Here is a 19,173-nt window from a genome sequence, read left to right on the forward strand (position 1 = left end):
ACTCCCGGTACGGGCCGCTTCGTCATGGGCCGCTGTCGTACTGTGGACCGTCGGCGGAGCCGAAAGAGCCGGAGGAAGCCGGCCGGCTCAGAGCGGACGGCGGAAGCCCACCGCCGCGAGTACGCCGCCCACGACGGCGATACCGACGCTGATGAGCAACGCGGGCACCACGGCCCCGGCGCCGGGCAGGTCGAGCGCGAGGGCGCGCGTCGTGTCGATCGCGTACGTCAGGGGGTTGGCCTTGGCGACCGCGCCCAGCCACGTGGGCAGGTCGTCGACCGGCATGTAGGCGCTTGAAGCGAACAGCAGCGGGAAGATCGCGATGACCGCGAGGTTCTGCATGGGCTCCGCCCGCCGCAGCCACGCGGCGGCCGCGATGAACGCCCACCCCAGGGTCCAGGTGATGAAGAGCACCAGCCCGGCCGAGGCGAGGAGCTTGCCCACGCCGCCCTTGGGGGAGTAGCCGAGAACGGTGACGGCCAGCACGATGACGATCGCGATCTGCACCGCGGCGCGGACCAGGTTCGACAGGCTGCGGGCGATCAGCAGCGAACTGGGGTGGATGGGAAGGGAGCGCAGCCGGGCGACCATGCCGTTCTTGAGGTCGTCCACCACCCCGATCCCGGACTGGATCGCGGAGTGCACCGCGTTGTCCACCAGGACCGCCGGCATCACGAAGTCGAGATAGCTGATCCCCTTGGGGAAGTGCGGCGGCATGCCCATCCCGCTGAACACCTGGGTCAGCATGAACAGCAGGATCACGGGCTGGGCCAGGCCGAAGACGATCACGCCGGGGTCGGTCACCAGCGCCCTCAGCGACCGGCCGGTGAGTATCCGGACCTGGGTGAGGAACGAACTGCCGTCCCACGCAATCGCCGGCCCCGGTGTGTCTTCCGGGGCCGGCGGCGCTGAGTCGGGTTTTCCGAGGATCTGTTGTGTGGTCATGGAGTCTCCACGATCTGTGCGTTGAGCGATGTACACGAGCGAGTCACGAGGCGAATCCGGTGGGCCGCTCGGCCAGGGTGAGGTAGACGTCGTCGAGGGTCGGTTCCCCGAAGGACAGCTCCGTGACCTCGATCCCCGCCCCGTCGAGGGCCCTGATCACGACCGCGGCGTCCTTCGAGGCCTCGATGACGACGACGATCGTGCCGTTCGCGCGGTCCACCACCGGCTCCAGGCCCGCCCGCCGTATGGCCTCGCAGGCCACGGCCGGGTCGGTCCCGTCCTCCGGGGTCACCGTCACGGTGCGCTGGCCCACCTTGGACTTGAGCTCGGCGGCGGTGCCGCTGGCGATCACCGCGCCGGCTGAGAGCACGGCGATGGAGTCCGCGAGCCGGTCCGCCTCGTCGAGGTACTGCGTCGTGAGCAGGACCGTGGTGCCCCCGGCGACGAGGTCTTCCACGATCTCCCACAGGTTCAGCCGGCTCGACGGGTCCAGGCCCGTCGTCGGCTCGTCGAGGAAGACGACGTCCGGGTGGCCGACGAGGGAGGCGGCCAGGTCGAGCCGCCGGCGCAGCCCGCCGGAGTACGTGCCCGGTCGGCGCGCCGCGAAGTCCTGGAGGCCGAACAGCTCCAGCAGCTCATCGGCCCTGGCGCGGGCCGACTTGCGGTCCGCGCCGAGCAGCCGGGCCAGCAGGACGAGGTTGTCCCGCCCCGAGAGCTGGGCGTCGACCGAGGCGAACTGGCCGGTCAGCCCCACGCGTTTGCGCACCTCGTGCGGGTCGCGCGAGACGTCGAAGCCGGCCACCGCGGCCCGTCCCGAACTGGGCGGCAGGGCGGCGGTGAGGACATTGACGAGCGTGGTCTTGCCCGCTCCGTTGTGTCCGAGCAGAGCGAGTACGGTGCCCCGGCGCGCGGATACGCTCACCGAGTCCAGCGCGCGCAGGGAACCGAAGACCTTGCTGACGCCGTCCGCCTCGATCATGATGTCTCCGCCCGTCCGGGCGGTGGGTTGAGCGAGCCCGCTCATGGCTGATCTCCCGCAGATGAGTGTTCCGAGTGCCGCGCGGGGAATTCCGGGCGGCGTGTGCCGTGGATGCCGGGGCCGCGCAGAGTGGGCGCGGGCCCCCGGGAAGGGACCCGCGCCCGCCGGTCAACTCGTCGCGTCCATCAGGCGGAACAGGTCGTCGTCACTGGCCGATGCCAGGTCGAGAACGTCTTCGGTGGAGCTGCCCGGGCCGCCGTCCCGCCCCGCCGTCACCGCCTTGAGCCGCGCCACCGTCTCCGCGGAGAGCTCCGCGCCCTCCGTGAGCAGGGACTCCAGCTCGGCCACGACGGTGTCCATGTCGCGCACCGGGGTGGCCGTGCGCGAGAGCCTGTCGCGTACGAGCCGGACGACGGCGTCCGGCGTGGGGTGGTCGTACACGAGCGTGGCGGGAAGCCGCACGCCCGTGGCCGTGATGAGCCGGTTGCGCAGTTCGACCGCGCTCACCGAGCTGATGCCCATGTCCTTGAACGCGGCCCTGCCCGCCTCGGCCGAAGGCTCCTCCTCGCCGAGCACCGCCGCGGTCTCCGTGAGGATCAAGTCCCGTATGAGCGCGTCCTGTTCGGCTTCGTCGAGGCCGGTCAGCCGGGCGGCGAGCTCCGACGGCTCGTCGTCACCCGATCTGTCGTCGGTGACGACGGCGACGGCCGCCGGGTCCACGGGAGCGGACGTCAGCCAGAACCGCCGTCGCTGGAAGGCGTAGGTCGGCAGGGGAACGGGCCGCGCCCCGGGCAGTACCGCGCGCCAGTCGACGGGAACGCCATGGGCGTGCATCCGGGCGACCGCCGTGAGCAAGGCGTGCGGCTCGCTCTCTCCGGCGCGCAGGCTCGGCGAGATGGTGGCCCCGTAGCCGGGATCGGTGGACTCCAGGCACTCGTCGATCATCGGTGTGAGTGCCGGATGCGGGCCCAGCTCCAGGAACCCGGTGACGCGATCGTCCCGAAGCCTGTCGACCGCGTCCTTGAAGCGCACGGAATCCCGCAGGTGCCGCACCCAGTGATCGGGATCGAGGGCGTCCTCGGTGGTCATGTGCCTGCCGGTGACGGTCGAGACGACGGGGATGGTGGGCGCGGCATAGGAGAGGGTGCGGGCGATCGCGCCGAGCTCCTCCAGCAGGGGTTCCATGAGCGGCGAGTGGGCGGCGCCCCTCACCGCGACCCGCCGGGACTTGTGGCCTGCGGCGTCGAGCCGGTCCATGAGCGCGGCCAGGGGTGCCTCGGCGCCCGAGAGCACGAGGGAGTGCGGCCCGTTCACGGAGGCGATCCACACGGGGTCCGGCAACCCGGCGAGCCACGGGGCCACTTCGCTCTCCGAGATGCGGACCGCCGCCATCGCCCCGCCGGGCGGCAGCGCGTCCATCAGCCTGCCCCGGGCCGCCGCCAGAATGCACGCGTCCTTGAGGTCGAGTCCGCCCGCCAGATGAACGGCGGTGGTCTCGCCGGCCGAGTGCCCCACCAGGCAGTCCGGGGTTACGCCCCAGGATTCGAAGAGCCGGTACAGGGCGACCTGGACGGCGAACAGCGCCGGTTGCGCGTAGGTGGCGTCGTCGAGGAGTACCGCCTCCTCGGAGTCCGGGTCCGCCCACATCACCGAGGTGAGCGGCCGCTCCAGCAACGGGTCCATGGCGGCGCACACCTCGTGCAGAGCGGATTCGAACACGGGGAACGCCGCGGCCGCGGCGCGCCCCATGCCGGGCCGCTGGCCGCCCTGCCCGGGGAAGACGATGGCCAGCCCGCCCGGCGGGGAGTCCTCGGCGGTGACCCCGGCGGCCCGCTTGCCGTTCCCGAACCCTTCCGCCGAGGACAGCAGTTCCGCCCGTCCGGAGCCGCTGATGACGACCCGGTGCCTGTGCCGGGCGCGCGTGGTGGCCAGCGAGTAGGCGACGTCCTGCGCGGACAGCCCGAGGTCGGCCTGCACGCGCTCGGCCAGCCGTTGTGCCTGCGCACGGAGCGCCGCCCGGCTGCGGGCGGACAGGACCCAGGACGCGGTCGCCCCGCCGTCCGGCTCCGGGATCTCCGCGGTGTCGGTTTCCGGGACGTCCTCGGCCGGCGCTTCCTCCAGGATCACATGGGCGTTGGTGCCGGTGAGCCCGAACGAGGACACGCCGGCCCGGCGCGGCCGTCCGCTCTCCCGCGGCCAGGGCCGGGCCTCGGTCAGTACGCGTACCGAGCCGGCGGACCAGTCCACCCGGGACGTCGGCGCGTCCACGTGCAGGGTTTCGGGCAGCAGGCCGTGGTGCATCGCGAGCACCGTCTTGATGACCCCGACGGCTCCGGCGGCGGCCTGCGTGTGCCCGATGTTCGACTTCACCGATCCCAGCCACAGCGGGTGTCCCTCGGGCCGCTCCCTGCCGTACGTGGCGAGCAGGGCCTGGACCTCGACGGGGTCGCCGAGCGGTGTGCCGGTGCCGTGGCCCTCCACGGCGTCGACGTCCTGCGGCGCCAGCCGCGCGTCGGCCAGGGCCTGACGGATGACGCGCTGCTGCGCGAGCCCGTTCGGCGCGGTGAGCCCGTCGGAGGCGCCGTCCTGGTTCACGGCGGAGCCCCGTACGAGCGCCAGGACGCGGTGCCCGTTGCGCCGGGCGTCGCCGAGCCGCTCCAACAGGAGCAGCCCCGCACCCTCGGACCAGACGGAGCCGTCGGCGCCGTCCGCGTAGGCCTTCGAGCGGGAGTCCCGGGACAGTGCGCGCAGCCGGGAGAAGTGGGTGAACGGCGCCGGTGACGCCATGACGGTGACGCCGCCGGCCAGCGCCAGGGAGGACTCGCCCGACCGCAGGGACCGGCAGGCCAGGTGCAGGGCGACGAGGGAGGACGAGGAGGCGGTGTCCACCGTCAGCGCGGGGCCCTCCAGCCCGTAGGTGTACGCGATGCGTCCGGAGACCGCGCTCCCGGCGGTCCCGGCGCCGAGCATGCCCTCCAACGCGCCCTGTCCGACGGGGGAGTTGGCGGCGTAGTCGCGGTGCATCGCGCCGGTGAACACGCCGGTGCGGCTTCCCTTCAGGGCCGTCGGGTCGATGCCCGCCTGTTCGAAGGCCTCCCAGGCGACTTCGAGGAGCAGCCGCTGCTGTGGGTCGGTTGCCGTCGCCTCCTGGTCGGACATGCCGAAGAAGCCCGCGTCGAAGTGGCCCGCGTCGTGCAGGAAGCCGCCTTCGCGCGCATAGGTGGTGCCGGGGCGGTCGGGGTCGTCGTCGAAGAGCCGGTCGAGGTCCCAGGCGCGGTCGGCGGGGAAGCCGGACACCGCATGGGCCCCGTCGGCGAGCAGGGCCCACAGGGCCTGGGGGGAGTCGGCTCCGCCGGGCAGCCGGCAGGCCATGCCGATGATCGCCACCGGTTCGTCCATGGCCGGTGCGTGGTGGGCGGCAGGCGGATCGATCGCGTGGTCATCTGTGCTGACGGACACCTTCACTCCCGGTTTTCAAGTGCTTTCATCGGTGGGGGGACGCGGTCGGCGGATCATCCGGGTCGGACGTCAGTCCTCGTGCACGGTGATCGCCTGGGACGGGCACAGGGCACCCGCGAGCCGGACCGAGGACTCCTTGGCGGCGCCGGGCCCGGCGCCGACGAGGGTGACCAGCCCGTCCTCGTCCTGGTCGAAGACCTCCGGCGCGGACAGCACGCACTGGCCCGCTCCCACGCAGCGGTCGGGGTCGACGGTGATACGCATTGGCGTTTCTCTCCTGAGGGTCGGGTTCGGGCCCGCCGGGCGGCCTGCGGCGCGTCCGGCGGGCGGGGCCGGGTGGCGTCTACCAGCGGACCGGCAGTTCGTGCAGACCGTGCACCACGCCGTCGTGCTTGTAGGCCAGCCCCTCGGCGGGCACGGCGAGCCGGAGATCCGGGATGCGCTCGAAGAGCTTCCGGTAGGCGATCTCCATCTCGACCCGCACCAGGTTCTGCCCCAGGCACTGGTGCACGCCGTAGCCGAAGGCCACGTGGTGCCGGGCGGACCTGGAGGGGTCGAACATATGGGGGCACTCGAAGCTGTTCTCGTCGTGGTTGGCCGCGGCCACCAGGGGCACGATGCCCTCGCCCGCCCTGACGAGCTGCCCGGAGATCTCCACGTCCTCGACCGCCACCCGCAGGGACACCAGGTCGGCGACCGAGTGGAAGCGCAGCGTCTCCTCCACGACCCGGTCGTCACCGATCCACTGAGGGTTCGTCAGGAGCGTGAGCACCCCGAGCGCGATGTTGTTGGCCGTCGTCTCGTGGCCGGCGATGAGCAGGAGCATCAGCACGCCCGACAGCTCGTGCGGGGCGATCGAACCGGTGGCCAGCAGCCGGCTGACGAGGTCGTCGCCGGGCCACTTCCCCTTGATCTCGACCAGCCGGCCGATGTAGCGCAGCAGATCCTTGGAGGCGGCCTGCCGCTGCTGGTCGGTCGAGGCGCGGATGGCGACCAGGGTGCGCGTCCTGGACTCGAAGAACTCGCGGTCGGTCGGCGGCACGCCGAGCAGCGACGAGATCACCAGGGACGGGATGGGCAGCGCGAAGTCGGCGACGAGGTCGGCGGAATCGCCGGCGGCCAGCATGGCGTCCAGGCGCGCCTGGACCGTGAGCTCGATCGCCGGCCGCATCTCCCGGACGCGCCGGACGGTGAACTCCGGGATGAGCGCCTTGCGGAACCGGTCGTGCTCCGGGGAGTCCAGCCCCACGAACCAGCCCGGGATCTGCGCCTGCTTGGGCACCCCCAGGCTCTCGCCGACGTTCGGGAAGCCCTTGTGCTCGGGGTTGGAGCTGATCTTCGGGTTGGTCAGTACGGCGCGTACGTCCTCGTGCCGGGTGACCAGCCAGACCCGTTCGCCGTTGGGCAGCCGCGAGGGGACCAGCCCCTCCTGCCCGCGGTAGTCGGCGTAACCGGGTGGCGGGAAGGGCACGCTGGGACTGCGCAGCGGGAAGTCGACCACCTGTGGTGCGGATTGCGTCATGTGGATATCCCTCTCGGACGGGCCGGTCAGCCGACGCCGTAGAACGCGCGGATCCTGCCGATCACGAAGTCCTGGTCGGCGGCGGTCAGCCCGGTGTGGGTGGGCAGGTACAGCCCGTCCTCGGCGAAGTCGTTCGCCTTGAGCGAGGGCCAGTCGGGGTGGAGGTACATGGGCTGCCGGCTCATCGGCTTGAAGAAGAGCCGGGTCTCGATGGACTGGTCGGCCAGGAACGCCCGTAGCTCCTCACGGCGTTCGGCCCGCAGGTCGTACATCCACAGCACGTCCCGGGGCGGCATCAGTGTGATGCCGGGGACGTCGGCGAGGCCCTCGTCGTAGCGCTTCTCGATCGTGCGGCGCGTCGCGAGGATCTCGTCCAGCCGCTCGACCTGGCCCAGGGCGACGGCGGCCTGCATGGCGGTCATCCGGTAGTTGTAAGCGACCTTCTTGTGCAGGAAGTTGTGTTCCTTGGTGAAGGCCATGGCGCGCAGATGCTCCAGCTGTCCGGCCAGCCTGGGGTCGTCGGTGAGGCAGATACCTCCTTCGCCCGAGGTGATGATCTTGTTGGCGAAGAGCGAGTAACAGGCGATGTCCGCGACCGGGCGGACGCCGTGGGCCTCGGCGCAGTCCTCCACCACGCGCAGGTTGTACTGGTACGCGATGTCCATGATCGCGTCCATGTCGCAGCGCCGGCCGTAGATGTGGACGGGCATGATCGCCTTCGTCCGTGCGGTGATCTTCTCCTCGATGCGGGTGACGTCGATGTTCAGGTCGTCCGCGCAGTCGACGAACACGGGCGTCGCGCCGGTGTAGGTGACCGCCCACGCGCAGGCGATCATGGTGAACTCGGGGACGATCACCTCGTCCCCCGGGCCGATGCCCAGGGCCCGCAGGGCCAGGGTGAGGGCGGCCGTCCCGGAGGAACAGGCGACACCGTGCGCGACCGCGTTGTAGTCCGCGAAGGCGCGCTCGAAGCGCTGGATCATCGGTCCCTGGGACGATATCCAGCCGTCCTCGACGGTGGCGGTGACGTATTCGAGCTCTCTGCCGTCCAGGGCGGGCCTCGATACCGGGTACGTGAACGACATCGTCGGTTCCTTCCTCCTTGTGTGTGGCGGGTGTTCGTGTGCGCTCATGTCAGGGCCGGGAGCCCGAGAATCCGGGCGGCCGCCGCCTCCCGGCCGCCCGCCGCGCGCTGCAGGGCCCCGAGCCGCTCCGCGTTCTCGCGGAAGGAGGGGGTGCCCAGCACTCGCTCGATCTTGTCGACGACGTCGCCGGGGTGGATGGTCTGCGGCCGGTCCAGGGTCAGGCTGATGCCGAAGTCCCGGCCGCGGGCGGCCTGGTCGAAGCAGTCCACCCACAACGGCCGCACCACGAGCGGCTTGCCGAAGTACACGCCTTCGTTGAAGCCGTTGCCGCCGCCGTGCGTGAAGAACACCTTCACGTTCGGATGGGCCAGGACATCGAGCTGCGAGGGAACCCAGCTCTCGATGCGCAGGTTGGCCGGCAGCGACTCCTCGGGCGGCAGCAGTTGCTGCTGTTCCCTGGACAGCTTCCACAGCACCTGGTGCCGGCCTTCGAGCCGACGGGCGACCTCCACGATGGAGGCGACCTCCGTCCGGGTCAGCCGGGTGATGGTGCCGAGCCCTATGTAGACGACGGACGACTGGGCTTCCAGCCACCCCGAGAGGTCCACGTCGTCCGGGGCCTCGGGCAGCGGCGGCACCATCGCGCCGACCAGCCGCATCTTCTCGGGGATGTCGAAGGGGTAGTCCAGCTCCGCGATCGAGTTGCACAGGATCAGCTCGGCCTGCTCGATCCTCGCCATGAGGGTGAGCGTCGGGAGGCCCAGCGACTTGCGCCGCCGGTGGTCCGCCATGAGGACCCGGCTCATCCTGGGCGTGCAGAACATCGTGACGCCCCGCACCTTGAACAGCTCGTTGCTGACGCGCTGGGCGAGGCTCATGCTGCCCGGCAGCCCGGTGTGCGGGACGGGGAAGCCCTTCGGGGTGTAGCTCTTGCCGAAGGGGGTGAAGGCCGTCAGCACATTGCTCGGCAGGAACGGCACGCTCAGCACGTACGGGATCCCCCGGGCGACGGCCAGGTCGATCGCGAAGCCGCTGATGCAGTCGATGACCATCAGCGCCGGCTGCACCTCGTCGACGACGGCCGCGAGCCGGCGGTACTTCACGTCCTGCAGACCGGGCTTGAAGGACTGCTTGATGACCGCGCGGTGAGCCTTGAAGCGCGAGCTCTGGGTGACCTCGCGGTAGACCTCGTCGCTCCAAGTGACCGCCGACAGTTCGGAGATGACATCGCCCAGGGAGGCGAACTCCACCGGGGAGCGCTCCGCGATCCGCTTCACGTCGTCACGCCGCGGCTCGTCGGTGGCGAACCAGAGGTCCTCCACTCCCTGGCGGGAGAGCTCGCCGGCCAGGACGAGCAGCGGGTTGAGCAGGCCGCTCTCCGGAAGGCTGACGAAGAGGATCGGCCGTCGGGCGGAGTCCATGTATTCCCTTTCGGTGGTGGCAGGGGCTCGTCGAGCACGTCCCCGTGCGGGTCGGCTGGCCGTACTCACCTTTGATCTCACGCCGGTCGCCGGGAAATCCTTAGACTCCGCCGCCCGCGGCCCGGTCCCTCGTTTCCCGGCGGCCCGCGTGGCGCGTGTCGTGTCCCCAGGTAACGGTCGGTCCGAGTTCCCGGGTGTTCCGGAAGATACTTGACGCGTTTTTATCGAGAACGCGGCAACCAGGAGTGGCGCGTGCTCGTCCGCGTATTCCGGCGGTGAATTCAATGCTGCCGTCATGTGTTCTTCACACGCCACTCCGCCACGGCCCGGCGCCCATTGCCGTATCACCCGCGAACCCCACATGTCACCGCACGGTGACCGCTTCTGTGCGGAGAGTGAAAACCTGGCCCGGCTGTGGCGTAAAAGGGTGGCCATTGGCGCGATTTCGGCCGTACAGAGCCACCGAAGTGGCGGATCGCGACCGAACCTTTTCCGGTCGAGCCGCAGGTTTAAGCGACTTCACAATGGCGGTCGTTGCCCCCCGCACCGATGGCTAACTAGCCTTCGACTAATCCCACCAGCACGTGAAGTTTCATGAAGGGGATCTTCTCTTGTTGAATGCACTCCCCACGCTCATTGATTCGGCCCGGTCCGAGGCGGACGGCGACCCGTTGGACCGGGGCGGCCGCACGGACGTTCGCCAGCAGCCCGATCAGGCGGGCATGTGCGTGGCGGGGCTCGACGCGGCCCTGACCATCCAGCAGGCGAACCAGGAGTTCTTCCGGCAGTTCAACGGCTCCTCGGAGGAGCTGTGCGGCCGCAGTATCCGCGATGTGGTGCACCCGAGCGTCCAGCAGCCGCTGTTGCGCCAGTTCTCCCACTTGCTCGAGGGCAAGCACCAGCGCTTCGTCACCCCCGTCATCGCCGTGCGCCCCGGTGAGGGGTCCGCTTTCACCGTTCCCCTCACCGCGGTCGCGGTGCGCGGCGGACTGCCCGGCACCAACGCGATCCTCGTCATGATGCCCACGACCGGGGATGCCGAGGGGACGCGTGTGGTCACCAACCGCAAGAAGGTGCTGTCCGCCATGGACGCACGCATCCTGGAGGGCATCGCCGCCGGCATTTCCACCGTCCCCCTGGCCTCACGCCTCTATCTGAGCCCACACGGCATCGAATACCACGTGACCTGTCTGCTGCGGAAGTTGAAGGTGCCCAACCGCGCCGCGCTCGTCTCCCGCGCCTACTCCATGGGCGTGCTCAAGGTCGGCACCTGGCCGCCCGAGGCCGTGGAGGACTTCGTGAAGCGCGAAGAGAAGGCCTCGTGAAGTGAGGAGGTGCGAGGGCCGGGGTGCGGGAATCTCCCGCACCCGACGGCGCCAATCCGGCCAAATCTCCCCGCTCTGACTCAAAGCCCTGTGGAATTGTCCAGTTCCTCTCCTTAGTGTCATGTCGACTGGATCATGCAGGCCGATTCCCCCGGGGACCGGCCGCCGGCGCGCCGATCGTCAACGAGGCCGCGGCCGGCTTCGCGAAAGGAACGCTGTGGCGGCCAGCACCGAGACACCTCATGAGTCGTCCCAGGACCTTGTCGGCCGCTCCGCCGAACTGAACAGTGTGCTGCGGCAGGCCGCCACGGCCCGTGCGGGAACCGCGCGGGCCGTACTGGTCCAGGGCCCCGCCGGAATCGGCCGGAGCAGCCTGCTGGCCGCCGCCGTCACCCGCCTGCGGGCCGACGGCTTCACCGTACGCACCATCGGCGGCGGGGCCGCACCCGGCCGGGGCCCCGACCTGCCGGTCCTTCCCGGCGGGCCCGTGCCGACGGAACCCGACGAGCCGTCGCCCGCGCCGCCCGACCCGTACGCGGAGTGCCGCCGGCTGCACGGCCGCATCCTCCGCCTGCTGGCCGACGGCCCGCTGGCCCTCGTCCTCGACGATGCCCAGGGGTACGACGAAGAGCTCCTGCGCTGCCTGGACTTCGTCCTGCGCAGAGTCGCCGCGCACCCCCTCTTCGTGCTCCTCGCCCAGCGCACGCAGAGCGACGGCTCCGGCGACGCCGTCCTGGCCGAACTGCTGGCCCAGGACCGGTGCGCACTGCTGGAGCTGGGGCCGATGAGCGAGTCCGGCACCGGCCGGATGATCGAGGGGGCGCTGGGCGGGCCCGTGGACCCGCACTTCGCCCGGCGCTGCGCGGAGATCTGCGGCGGCAACCCGCTGCTGCTCGGACGGCTGCTCGCCGGACTGCGCACGGCCGGGATCCGCCCCGACCGCGGCAGCCTGCGCCGGCTGCACACGGTCCACGGCGGCGTACTCGCCTCGCTGATCCCGGACTTCCTGGCCATCCAGCCCCGCTCCGTACGGCAGGTGGCCACCGCCCTGGCCGTCCTCGGCCAGGCCGAACCCAACCTGCTGAGCGTGCTGGCGGGCGTCTCCGGCCGGCGCGCGGAGGCCGCCCTGGGCGTGCTGCGCCGGTTCGAGGTCGTCGTCACCGCAGGACGCGGGCCCGCCATGTGCGACCCCCTCCGCGAGGCCGTCCTCGCCGACGTGCCGGCCGACGCCCTGCAGGAGCTGCGGGCCCGGGCCGCCCGGCTGCTCAACGACGCCGGCCGGCCGGTCGGCGACATCGTCGGCCAACTCCTCCTCCTGGAACGCATCGACGAACCCTGGATGCTCGCCGTGCTCCGCGACGCCATCGCCGAAGCACCCGGAGACGCCGCCACCGGGCACATCCTCGGCTGCCTGCGGCGCGCCCTGACGGCACGGCGGACGGCGGCCGAACGCAAGGACATCCACCGGGAGTTGGTGAGGGCCTACGCCCCGACGGATCCGGCCGCCGCGCTGGAGCACCTGCACGAGGCCCTGGCCGTCGCCACGGACGCCCGGGAGAGGGCCGCCATCGCCATGGACTACGGCCTCTCGGCCGTCGGGACCCACCAGGCGGCCGACGCCGTGCGCACCCTCGGGTTCGTCCTGGACGGCCTCAACGCCGACCTGGGCGCCGACCCCGGGCCCGCCGACCGCGAACTCCGCACCACCATCGGCTCGGCACTCCTGGTCACCGCCGTCAACGACAAGAGGGCCATGTACCGGGCCCGCGAACGGGCCCGCACCTGGACACTGCCGCGTGGCGACAGCCCCGCCGAGCGCCAGTTGCTGGCCGCCATGAGCGCCATGGCGTGCCTGGAGGGCAGGCCGGCCGAGGAAACGGCCGCACTCGCCCGCACGGCCCTGCGGGTCGAGGAGACCAGCGGCGCCGGCTGGTGGACCGTGGGCTGCTCCACCGTCCTCGCCCACGCGGACGCCGCCGACGAGGCACTGGCCGGCCTGGAGCGCATCTGGGCCGGCGGCCCCGCCCGCCACGGCGCGTGGATACGGGTCGGGGCGCTGTCCGTACGGTCCCTCACCCTCCACGACACCGGCGACATCGGCGGCGCCCTGGACGAGGGGCGGGCCGCGGTCGCGCTCGCCGAGCAGGCCTGGCCGGGCGACCCCGCGCCCACGCCCCGGCTCGCCCTGAGCGGTTCCCTGCTCTCCGCGGGATTCACCACCGAGGCATGCCGGGTACTGGACGAGGTCGTGCGCACCGACGCCGCGCTCGAACGCCGCATCTTCGACTGGCACCACTACCTGTACGTCCGGGGCCGGGTCCTGCGCGAACAAGGCGATCTGGAAGGCGCCCTGGCGGCGTGGCAGCGGTGCGGACGCAGCCTGGAGGAAGCAGGCGTGGCCAACCCGGTGATGGCCCCCTGGTGGCTGCCCGCCGTCACCACCCTCGTCCGCCTAGGCAGGCCCGCCGAGGCCGCCGCGGTCGTCGAGCGGATCCAGCCGGCCGTACGGCGCTGGGGCACCCCCCGGGCCCTCGGTCAGGGCCTGCTCGCCGCCGCCTGCGTCGCCGAGGGCCGCGCCCGGCTGCGGCTGCTCGGCGACGCGGTGGACTCCCTGGCCTCCTCCCCGGCCCGCCTGGATCTCGCCAAGGCCGAATTCCAGCTCGGCCACGAACTGCTGCGCCACGGCGACGCCGACGGCGCCCGCCGCCATCTGCGCCTCGTCATCGAAAGAGCCACGCACAGCGGGTACCACCTGCTCGCCGCCACCGCCCGCCGACTGCTGGTCAGCGCGGGCGGGCGGATGCCGCAGCTCGCTGCCAACCCGCTCGACTCCCTCACCGACAGCGAGCGCCGCGTGGCCGCCCTGGCCCAGGACGGAGCGAGCAACAAGAAGATCGCCGAGACGTTGTTCGTCACCACCCGCACCGTGGAGATGCACCTGACCAACGTCTACCGCAAACTCGACGTACGCGGCCGCGCCGAACTGCCCGACGGCCTCCGCCCCGCCGACCTGCTGGCGGCGGGCTGATGACCGGGACAACAGGCACGACCCCGCCCCCCACCGCCCGGCCGCCCGGCGGCGGCCCGGACGAATCCTCGCCACTCGCCGGACGCGAGGAGGAAGAGGCCCTGCTCTCCGCCGCGCTGCAGCGGCTGAGCCAGGGCCGGCCCGCGCTCGCCGAGGTGCACGGCCCGCCCGGCATCGGCCGCAGCGCCCTGCTGGACCGCGCGGTCGTCCTGGCCGGACGGGCCGGCGTCCGGGCCGTCGCCGCCCAGGCGTGCCCGGAGGAAGCCGGCGTGCCCTACGGCCTCGCCGGGCAACTGCGCGGCGCCCTGGCACGCGGCGGCCACGCCACGGCACCGCCGCCCCGGCCCGGCGTACCGGACGACGAACGGGCCGCCCTCTGCCGTGAGTTCCTCGCCGCCGCCCGCACCGAGCCGCTGCTCCTCGTCGTCGACGACGTCCAGTGGGCCGACCCGGAGTCGCTGCGCTGGCTGCAGAGCCTCGCCCGCCGCCTCGCGGGCACCTCCCTGATGCTGCTCACCGCCCGCAGCGACGCCTCACCCGCCGGCCCCGACGACCGCATCGCCCCCTGCCCGCTGGACGGCGACCGGACCGTCGACCGGCACGTCCTTCCCCTCGGCCCGTTGCCGGACCCGGCCGTCGGCCGGCTCCTCGACCGGGCCTGGCACACGCCGGCCGACCCCGCGTTCCAGGAGGCGGCGATACGCGCCGTCGACGGAAACCCCGCGCTGCTGCGCTCGGTCGTCAGCCGGTTCGCACGCCACGACTGGCAGCCGACCGCCGATCACCTGCACCGACTCGCCGACTGCGCCGCGGAGTCCGTCCGGCAGCGCACCCGGTACCTCCTCGCCGAGCTGCCCGAGGAACTCCGCGACGTCCTGCGCGTCGTCGCGGCCGCCGGGCCCGACTGCACCCACTCCATGATCACCGCGCTCGCCGGGGCGCGCGCCCCCCACGCCCTCGCCCTGCTCTCCGGGACCGGCCTGCTGGTCCCCGGCGACCGGCCCGCTTTCCGGCACCCGGCGGCGGCCGGGACCGTCCTGGCCGGCCTGAGCGTCCGCAGCCGCGAGGAACTCCACAGCCGGGCCGCCGCGTGGGCGTACCGGACCGCCGCCCCCGACAGCGCGGTGGCCCGCATGCTGCTGAACGCGCGGCCCGGCGGCGCCGACTGGGCCGCCGTACTCCTGCGCGGCGAGGCGGCCCGCCACCGCGCCGCCGGCCGGCCGGCCGACGCCGCCCGGCTGCTGCGGCGTGCCCTGCTCGAACCGGTGCCGCCCGACCTGCGCGCCGACCTGCTGACCGAACTCGCGGCCGTCGTCCTGCCCTCCGACTTCGAAGCGGCCGACCGGCACCTGCGCCAGGCCCTGCTCGCGTCCGTCGGCCCCACGGCCGGACCCGCCTCCGTCCGCACCGCCGAACTCCTGGTGGCCCACGGCGACACGGCCGCCGCTCAGCCGGTGATCGCCTGGGCCGCCGGGCGTGCCGCACCGGACGGCGACGACGCGAGCGCCCTGCGCGCCCTGTACTGGCTCGCGGAGCAGAGCGAACCGGAAGCCGCCCACGAGCTGGACCGCGCCCCCGTCCCGCCGCTGCCCCCGCGGCCCGCCGGACCGGCGGAAGCCGCCGCCGCGGCCTGGCGCACCGCCCTGCGCGGCCAGGACATCGGCCGCGCCCGCCGGCTGGCCCGCACCGCCCTCGCCCCGGACGCCCACCGTGGCGCGCCGCTCCTCCTCCGGGTGGCGGCCTGCCACGCGCTGGTGCTCAGCGGCGACCACGACGAGGCCCGTACCGCCCTCGACACCGTGGTGGTGGAGGCCCGGTACGCGGACGTGCGGCCGGTGGCCGGCCTGGCCCTGCTCGTCAGCGGTCTCGCCGAACTGGGCAGGGGACGGCCCGACGCCGCCTCGGACGTGCTGGACCGGGCCCGGGAGGCCATGCCCGGCCACCGCGGGTCCCCGTTCCCCACTCCGGGGCTGACCGCCCTCGCGGCCCTGCTGCGGCTGGAACGGGGCGAGCCGGACGAGGCCGAACGGCTGCTCACCCCGGTCGGCGCGCACGGCACCGGGGCCGGACTGACCGGCGCCCTCCTGTGCTACGCCCGCGGCCGGACCCACCTGGCGCGCGACCGCCGGGAACAGGCCCTGGCCGATCTGCTGGAGTGCGGCCGCAGGCTGCTCGCCCGGCAGGTGACCAACCCCGCCTTCCTGCCCTGGCGTTGGGCTGCCGCCTCGGCCTGCGCCTCGCCCTCCGACCCCGTGGCCGTCGCCCTGCTCGCCGAGGAACAGCACCTCGTACGCGCCTGGGGCGCCCCAGACGCCCCGGCGGACGGCGAATGGCCCCCCGCCGCCGCCCCGTCCGGCCGCCGCACCGCCCATCCCCGCGACGACCGGCCGTCCGCCACCACGCCGGCGCCCCGGCGGGAACTGACCGCCGCCGAACGGCGGGTGGCCGTACTGGCCGCCGACGGCATGCCCAACCGGGCCATCGCGGCCGAGCTGTTCGTCACCCCGCGCGCCGTCGAACTGCACCTGACCAAGACCTACCGCAAGCTGGGCATCCAGGGCCGGCCCGAACTGGCCGCCGCGCTGGGGCACCGACCGAAAGCGAGACCATGACACCCCTTCGCGGCCGGCAACGCGAACTCGACCTGATCACCGCTGCGATGGAGTCCGCCCACCGGGGCGAGGGCCGTCTGCTGGCCGTGGCCGGCGGCATCGGCAGCGGAAAGACCGCCCTGCTGCGAGGGTTGCCCGCGCTCGCCGGACCGCGCGGCCTGCGCGCCCTGACCGTCGGCTGCGCGGCACAGGAACAGGACTTCCCCCTGGGCGTCGTGAGCCGGCTCCTCGACCCGCTTCCCGGCTGCCGGTCCCTCGACCTCGACCCCGGCCCGGACCGGTCCGCCGACCTCCTCTCCCACGTCGTCGAGTACAGCGCGGACAAGCCCCTGCTGATCCTCGTGGACGACCTCCAGTGGGCCGACCCCGCCTCCCTGCGCTGGCTCGGCGGGCTCGCCGGACGGCTGCCGGGCCTGCGCGTCACCGTGATCGTCAGCGTGCGGGAGGGCGAGCCGGGCGCGGACGCGCCACCCGTACAGGCACTCGTCGAACGCGCCGCCTCCTGCCTCTGGTTGGCCCCGCTGTCGGTGGAGGCCGTCGCCGCCCTCGTCGCCGACCACCTGGGCCGCCCGGGCCGCCCCGCGCAGGTCGCCGCCCGCCACGAGGCGTCGGGCGGCAACCCCCTGTTCCTCACCGCGGCCCTGGCCGACCTCACCCCGGACGGGCCGTCCGACGGGCCGGAACCCCGGTACGTGGCGCTGCGCGAGCGCCTCGCCGTCGCCCTGCGCTCCCAGCCCGGACCGGTACGCCGCCTCGCCCGGGCACTGGCGGTCCTCGACGAGGAGGACGGACTCGAACTGGCCGGCCGTCTCGCGGAACTGGACACCGCGGGCAGCGAGGAGGCCGCCCGCTGCCTGCGCCGCCTCGGCCTGCTGACCGACGGCCCCGCGCCCCGCTTCGTCCACCCGTCCGTACGGGAAGCCGCCGAGGAGTCGATGACACTCGCGGAACACGAGGACATCCACCTGCGCGCCGCCCAACTGCTCTACAGCGGCGGCCACCCGGCCGAACGCGCCGCCGCCCAGCTCCTCGCCGTCACCTCGGGCACCAACGGCTGGACCGTCGAGGTGCTGCGGTCCGCCGCGACCGCCGCACGGCGGCGCGGAGCCCCCGCACAAGCCGCCTGCTACCTGCGCCGCGCCCTGCTCTGCAGCTCGTCGTCCGGCGCCGACCGGGCGGCCCTGCTGCTCGACCTGGCCACATCGGAGCGCGACGTCGACCCGCAGGCCGCCCTGCGCCTCCTCTCCCAGGCGCTCCTCCTGCTCCCCACACCCACGGGGCGCGCGCTCGCCGCCGCCCGTACCACGCCCTCCCTGCTCGGCGGCTGCCCCCCGCCGGTCATCGACACCGTCGCCAAGGTGGCCGCAGACCTGGGCGACCCGGACCGCCTCACCGGTGTCGAACGCCAGGCCGCCCTGCGGCTGGAGGCCCGGCTGCGCCATGTCGCCGTGGCCGGACCCGGCGAGCTCGCCCGCTGCGCCGAGCGGTTACGGGCTCTCGGCGGTACGCCCCCGATGCACACCGCCGCCGAACGCGAACTGGCCGCCGTGCTCCTGCACGGCGCCACCGTGACCCAGCGGATGACCGCCGCGGAGGCCGCCGCCCAGGCCAACCGCGTCCTCCAGCACGAACCCGCGGCCCCCGACCACGTCCACACCGCGCTGACCCTCCTGTGCGCCGTACTGACGGCAGCGGAATCGCTGGAGGTCATCGGCCCCTGGCTGACGACCGCGCGGGAACGCGCCCGCCGGGACGCGACTCCCGTCCCCCAGGCGACGATCGCCGTCGAGCTCGCCCACACCCTGCTGGCCCGGGGACGGCTGCAGGACGCCAGGGCCCACACCGAGGAGGCCCTCGCCCTCGGCGTGACCGAGTGGGCCACGCTGCCCTCCCTGACCGCCGTCGTCACGGTCGCCCTCCACAGCCGGGACGCCGGACTGACCCGGCGCCTGCTCGCCCACCGGCACGAGACCGCCGACCACGACTTCCGGCCCTCCCCCCTCCAACTCCTCCGGGGCTCCGTCGCGGCGGTCAAGGGAGACCCGGCCACGGCCCTGGAGTACGTCCTCGACTGGGGCCGCTCGGCGGAACGCGCCGACTGGCGCAACCCCGCCATCGCCCCCTGGCGCGCCTGGGCGGCCGGGCTCCAGCACCGGCTGGGCCGGCTCCAGCCGGCCCACGACCTCGCCGACGAGGAGTACGAACGGTCCGTGGCCTGGGGCACCCCCACCGCCATCGGCCGCGCCCAGCGGGTCCGGGGCGTGATCACGGCGGGGGAGCGGGGCATCGAGCTGCTCCGCGAGTCCGCCGACACCCTGGAGCGGTCCGTGAACACCATGGAATCGGCGCGGACCGACCTGCTCCTCGGCCGGCGGCTGCTGGCCGCGGGCCGATTCGCCGAGGGCGAGGTCCGGCTGCGCCGGGCCCGCGACCAGGCCCTCTCCTGCGGCGTGCCGTGGATCGCCGACCAGGCGTGCCGGGAACTCGCCGACCCGGCCGGTTCCCGGAACCCGATGGCGGTGGCGGCGCTCACCCGGGCCGAACGCAGGGTCGCCGGGCTCGCCGCCCACGGCACGCCCAACAAGGAGATCGCCGAACGGCTCGAGGTGAGCTCCCGAGCCGTGGAGAAGCACCTCACCAGCGCCTACCGCAAGCTCCACGTCGCCGGACGGTCCGAACTGGCCGTGCTGGCACCGCTGCTGCCCGGGCCGGAGGGCGACTGAGCCGTACGGTACGGGCCGCTCCCGGCCGTACCGAACCGAAGCCCGCGCAACCGCGGGCGACCGAACCTCCGGGC

Annotated in this window: 11 protein-coding genes; 4 read left to right on the plus strand and 7 right to left on the minus strand. The window is 73.3% G+C overall.

What is annotated here, in order from left to right; all coding sequences use genetic code 11:
• Positions 1-87: 87 nt before the first annotated feature.
• From DXZ73_RS36010 to DXZ73_RS36040, 7 genes are all read right to left on the minus strand, one after another.
• Positions 88-945, minus strand: coding sequence for an ABC transporter permease (locus tag DXZ73_RS36010; RefSeq protein WP_116215114.1), 858 nt, complete (start codon positions 943-945; stop codon positions 88-90).
• A gap of 43 nt (positions 946-988) precedes the next feature.
• Positions 989-1,969 (minus strand): ATP-binding cassette domain-containing protein, encoded by a 981-nt coding sequence (locus DXZ73_RS36015; RefSeq protein ID WP_240351644.1) that lies wholly within the window; start codon positions 1,967-1,969, stop codon positions 989-991.
• Between the two features lie 123 nt (positions 1,970-2,092).
• Complete coding sequence (locus DXZ73_RS36020) at positions 2,093-5,383, minus strand: type I polyketide synthase (RefSeq protein WP_240351645.1); 3,291 nt, start codon at positions 5,381-5,383, stop codon at positions 2,093-2,095.
• A 69-nt stretch (positions 5,384-5,452) separates the two neighbouring features.
• Positions 5,453-5,647 carry a ferredoxin gene (locus tag DXZ73_RS36025; protein ID WP_116215115.1) on the minus strand — a complete coding sequence of 65 codons (195 nt, stop codon included), beginning with the start codon at positions 5,645-5,647 and terminating at the stop codon, positions 5,453-5,455.
• Positions 5,648-5,726: 79 nt separating this feature from the next.
• Entirely contained in the window at positions 5,727-6,905 is a 1,179-nt protein-coding gene (locus tag DXZ73_RS36030) for a cytochrome P450 (RefSeq protein ID WP_116215116.1), read from the minus strand.
• 26 nt (positions 6,906-6,931) lie between these two features.
• The gene (locus tag DXZ73_RS36035) at positions 6,932-7,990 is read right to left on the minus strand and encodes a DegT/DnrJ/EryC1/StrS family aminotransferase (RefSeq protein ID WP_116215117.1); all 1,059 of its coding nucleotides are present in this window, start codon (positions 7,988-7,990) and stop codon (positions 6,932-6,934) included.
• Positions 7,991-8,034: 44 nt separating this feature from the next.
• On the minus strand, positions 8,035-9,411 hold the full coding sequence (locus DXZ73_RS36040; protein ID WP_116215118.1) for a glycosyltransferase: 1,377 nt from the start codon (positions 9,409-9,411) through the stop codon (positions 8,035-8,037).
• A gap of 614 nt (positions 9,412-10,025) precedes the next feature.
• On the opposite strand from DXZ73_RS36040, the gene DXZ73_RS36045 reads away from it, so the two are divergent.
• The 4 genes from DXZ73_RS36045 to DXZ73_RS36060 all read left to right on the plus strand — a co-directional run bounded on the left by DXZ73_RS36045 (position 10,026) and on the right by DXZ73_RS36060 (position 19,099).
• Positions 10,026-10,736, plus strand: coding sequence for a LuxR C-terminal-related transcriptional regulator (locus tag DXZ73_RS36045; protein WP_425315940.1), 711 nt, complete (start codon positions 10,026-10,028; stop codon positions 10,734-10,736).
• 217 nt (positions 10,737-10,953) lie between these two features.
• Positions 10,954-13,764, plus strand: coding sequence for a helix-turn-helix transcriptional regulator (locus tag DXZ73_RS36050; RefSeq protein WP_162890467.1), 2,811 nt, complete (start codon positions 10,954-10,956; stop codon positions 13,762-13,764).
• Positions 13,764-16,376, plus strand: a complete 2,613-nt coding sequence (locus DXZ73_RS36055; protein ID WP_116215120.1) for an AAA family ATPase — start codon at positions 13,764-13,766, stop codon at positions 16,374-16,376. Before DXZ73_RS36050 ends, DXZ73_RS36055 begins: the two co-directional genes overlap by 1 nt.
• Positions 16,373-19,099, plus strand: coding sequence for a helix-turn-helix transcriptional regulator (locus tag DXZ73_RS36060; protein WP_116215121.1), 2,727 nt, complete (start codon positions 16,373-16,375; stop codon positions 19,097-19,099). The genes DXZ73_RS36055 and DXZ73_RS36060 overlap by 4 nt, the downstream gene beginning before the upstream one ends.
• The last annotated feature ends 74 nt before the right edge of the window (positions 19,100-19,173 follow it).

This window comes from Streptoverticillium olivoreticuli subsp. olivoreticuli (assembly GCF_003391135.1).
Lineage (GTDB): Bacteria > Actinomycetota > Actinomycetes > Streptomycetales > Streptomycetaceae > Streptomyces > Streptomyces blastmyceticus.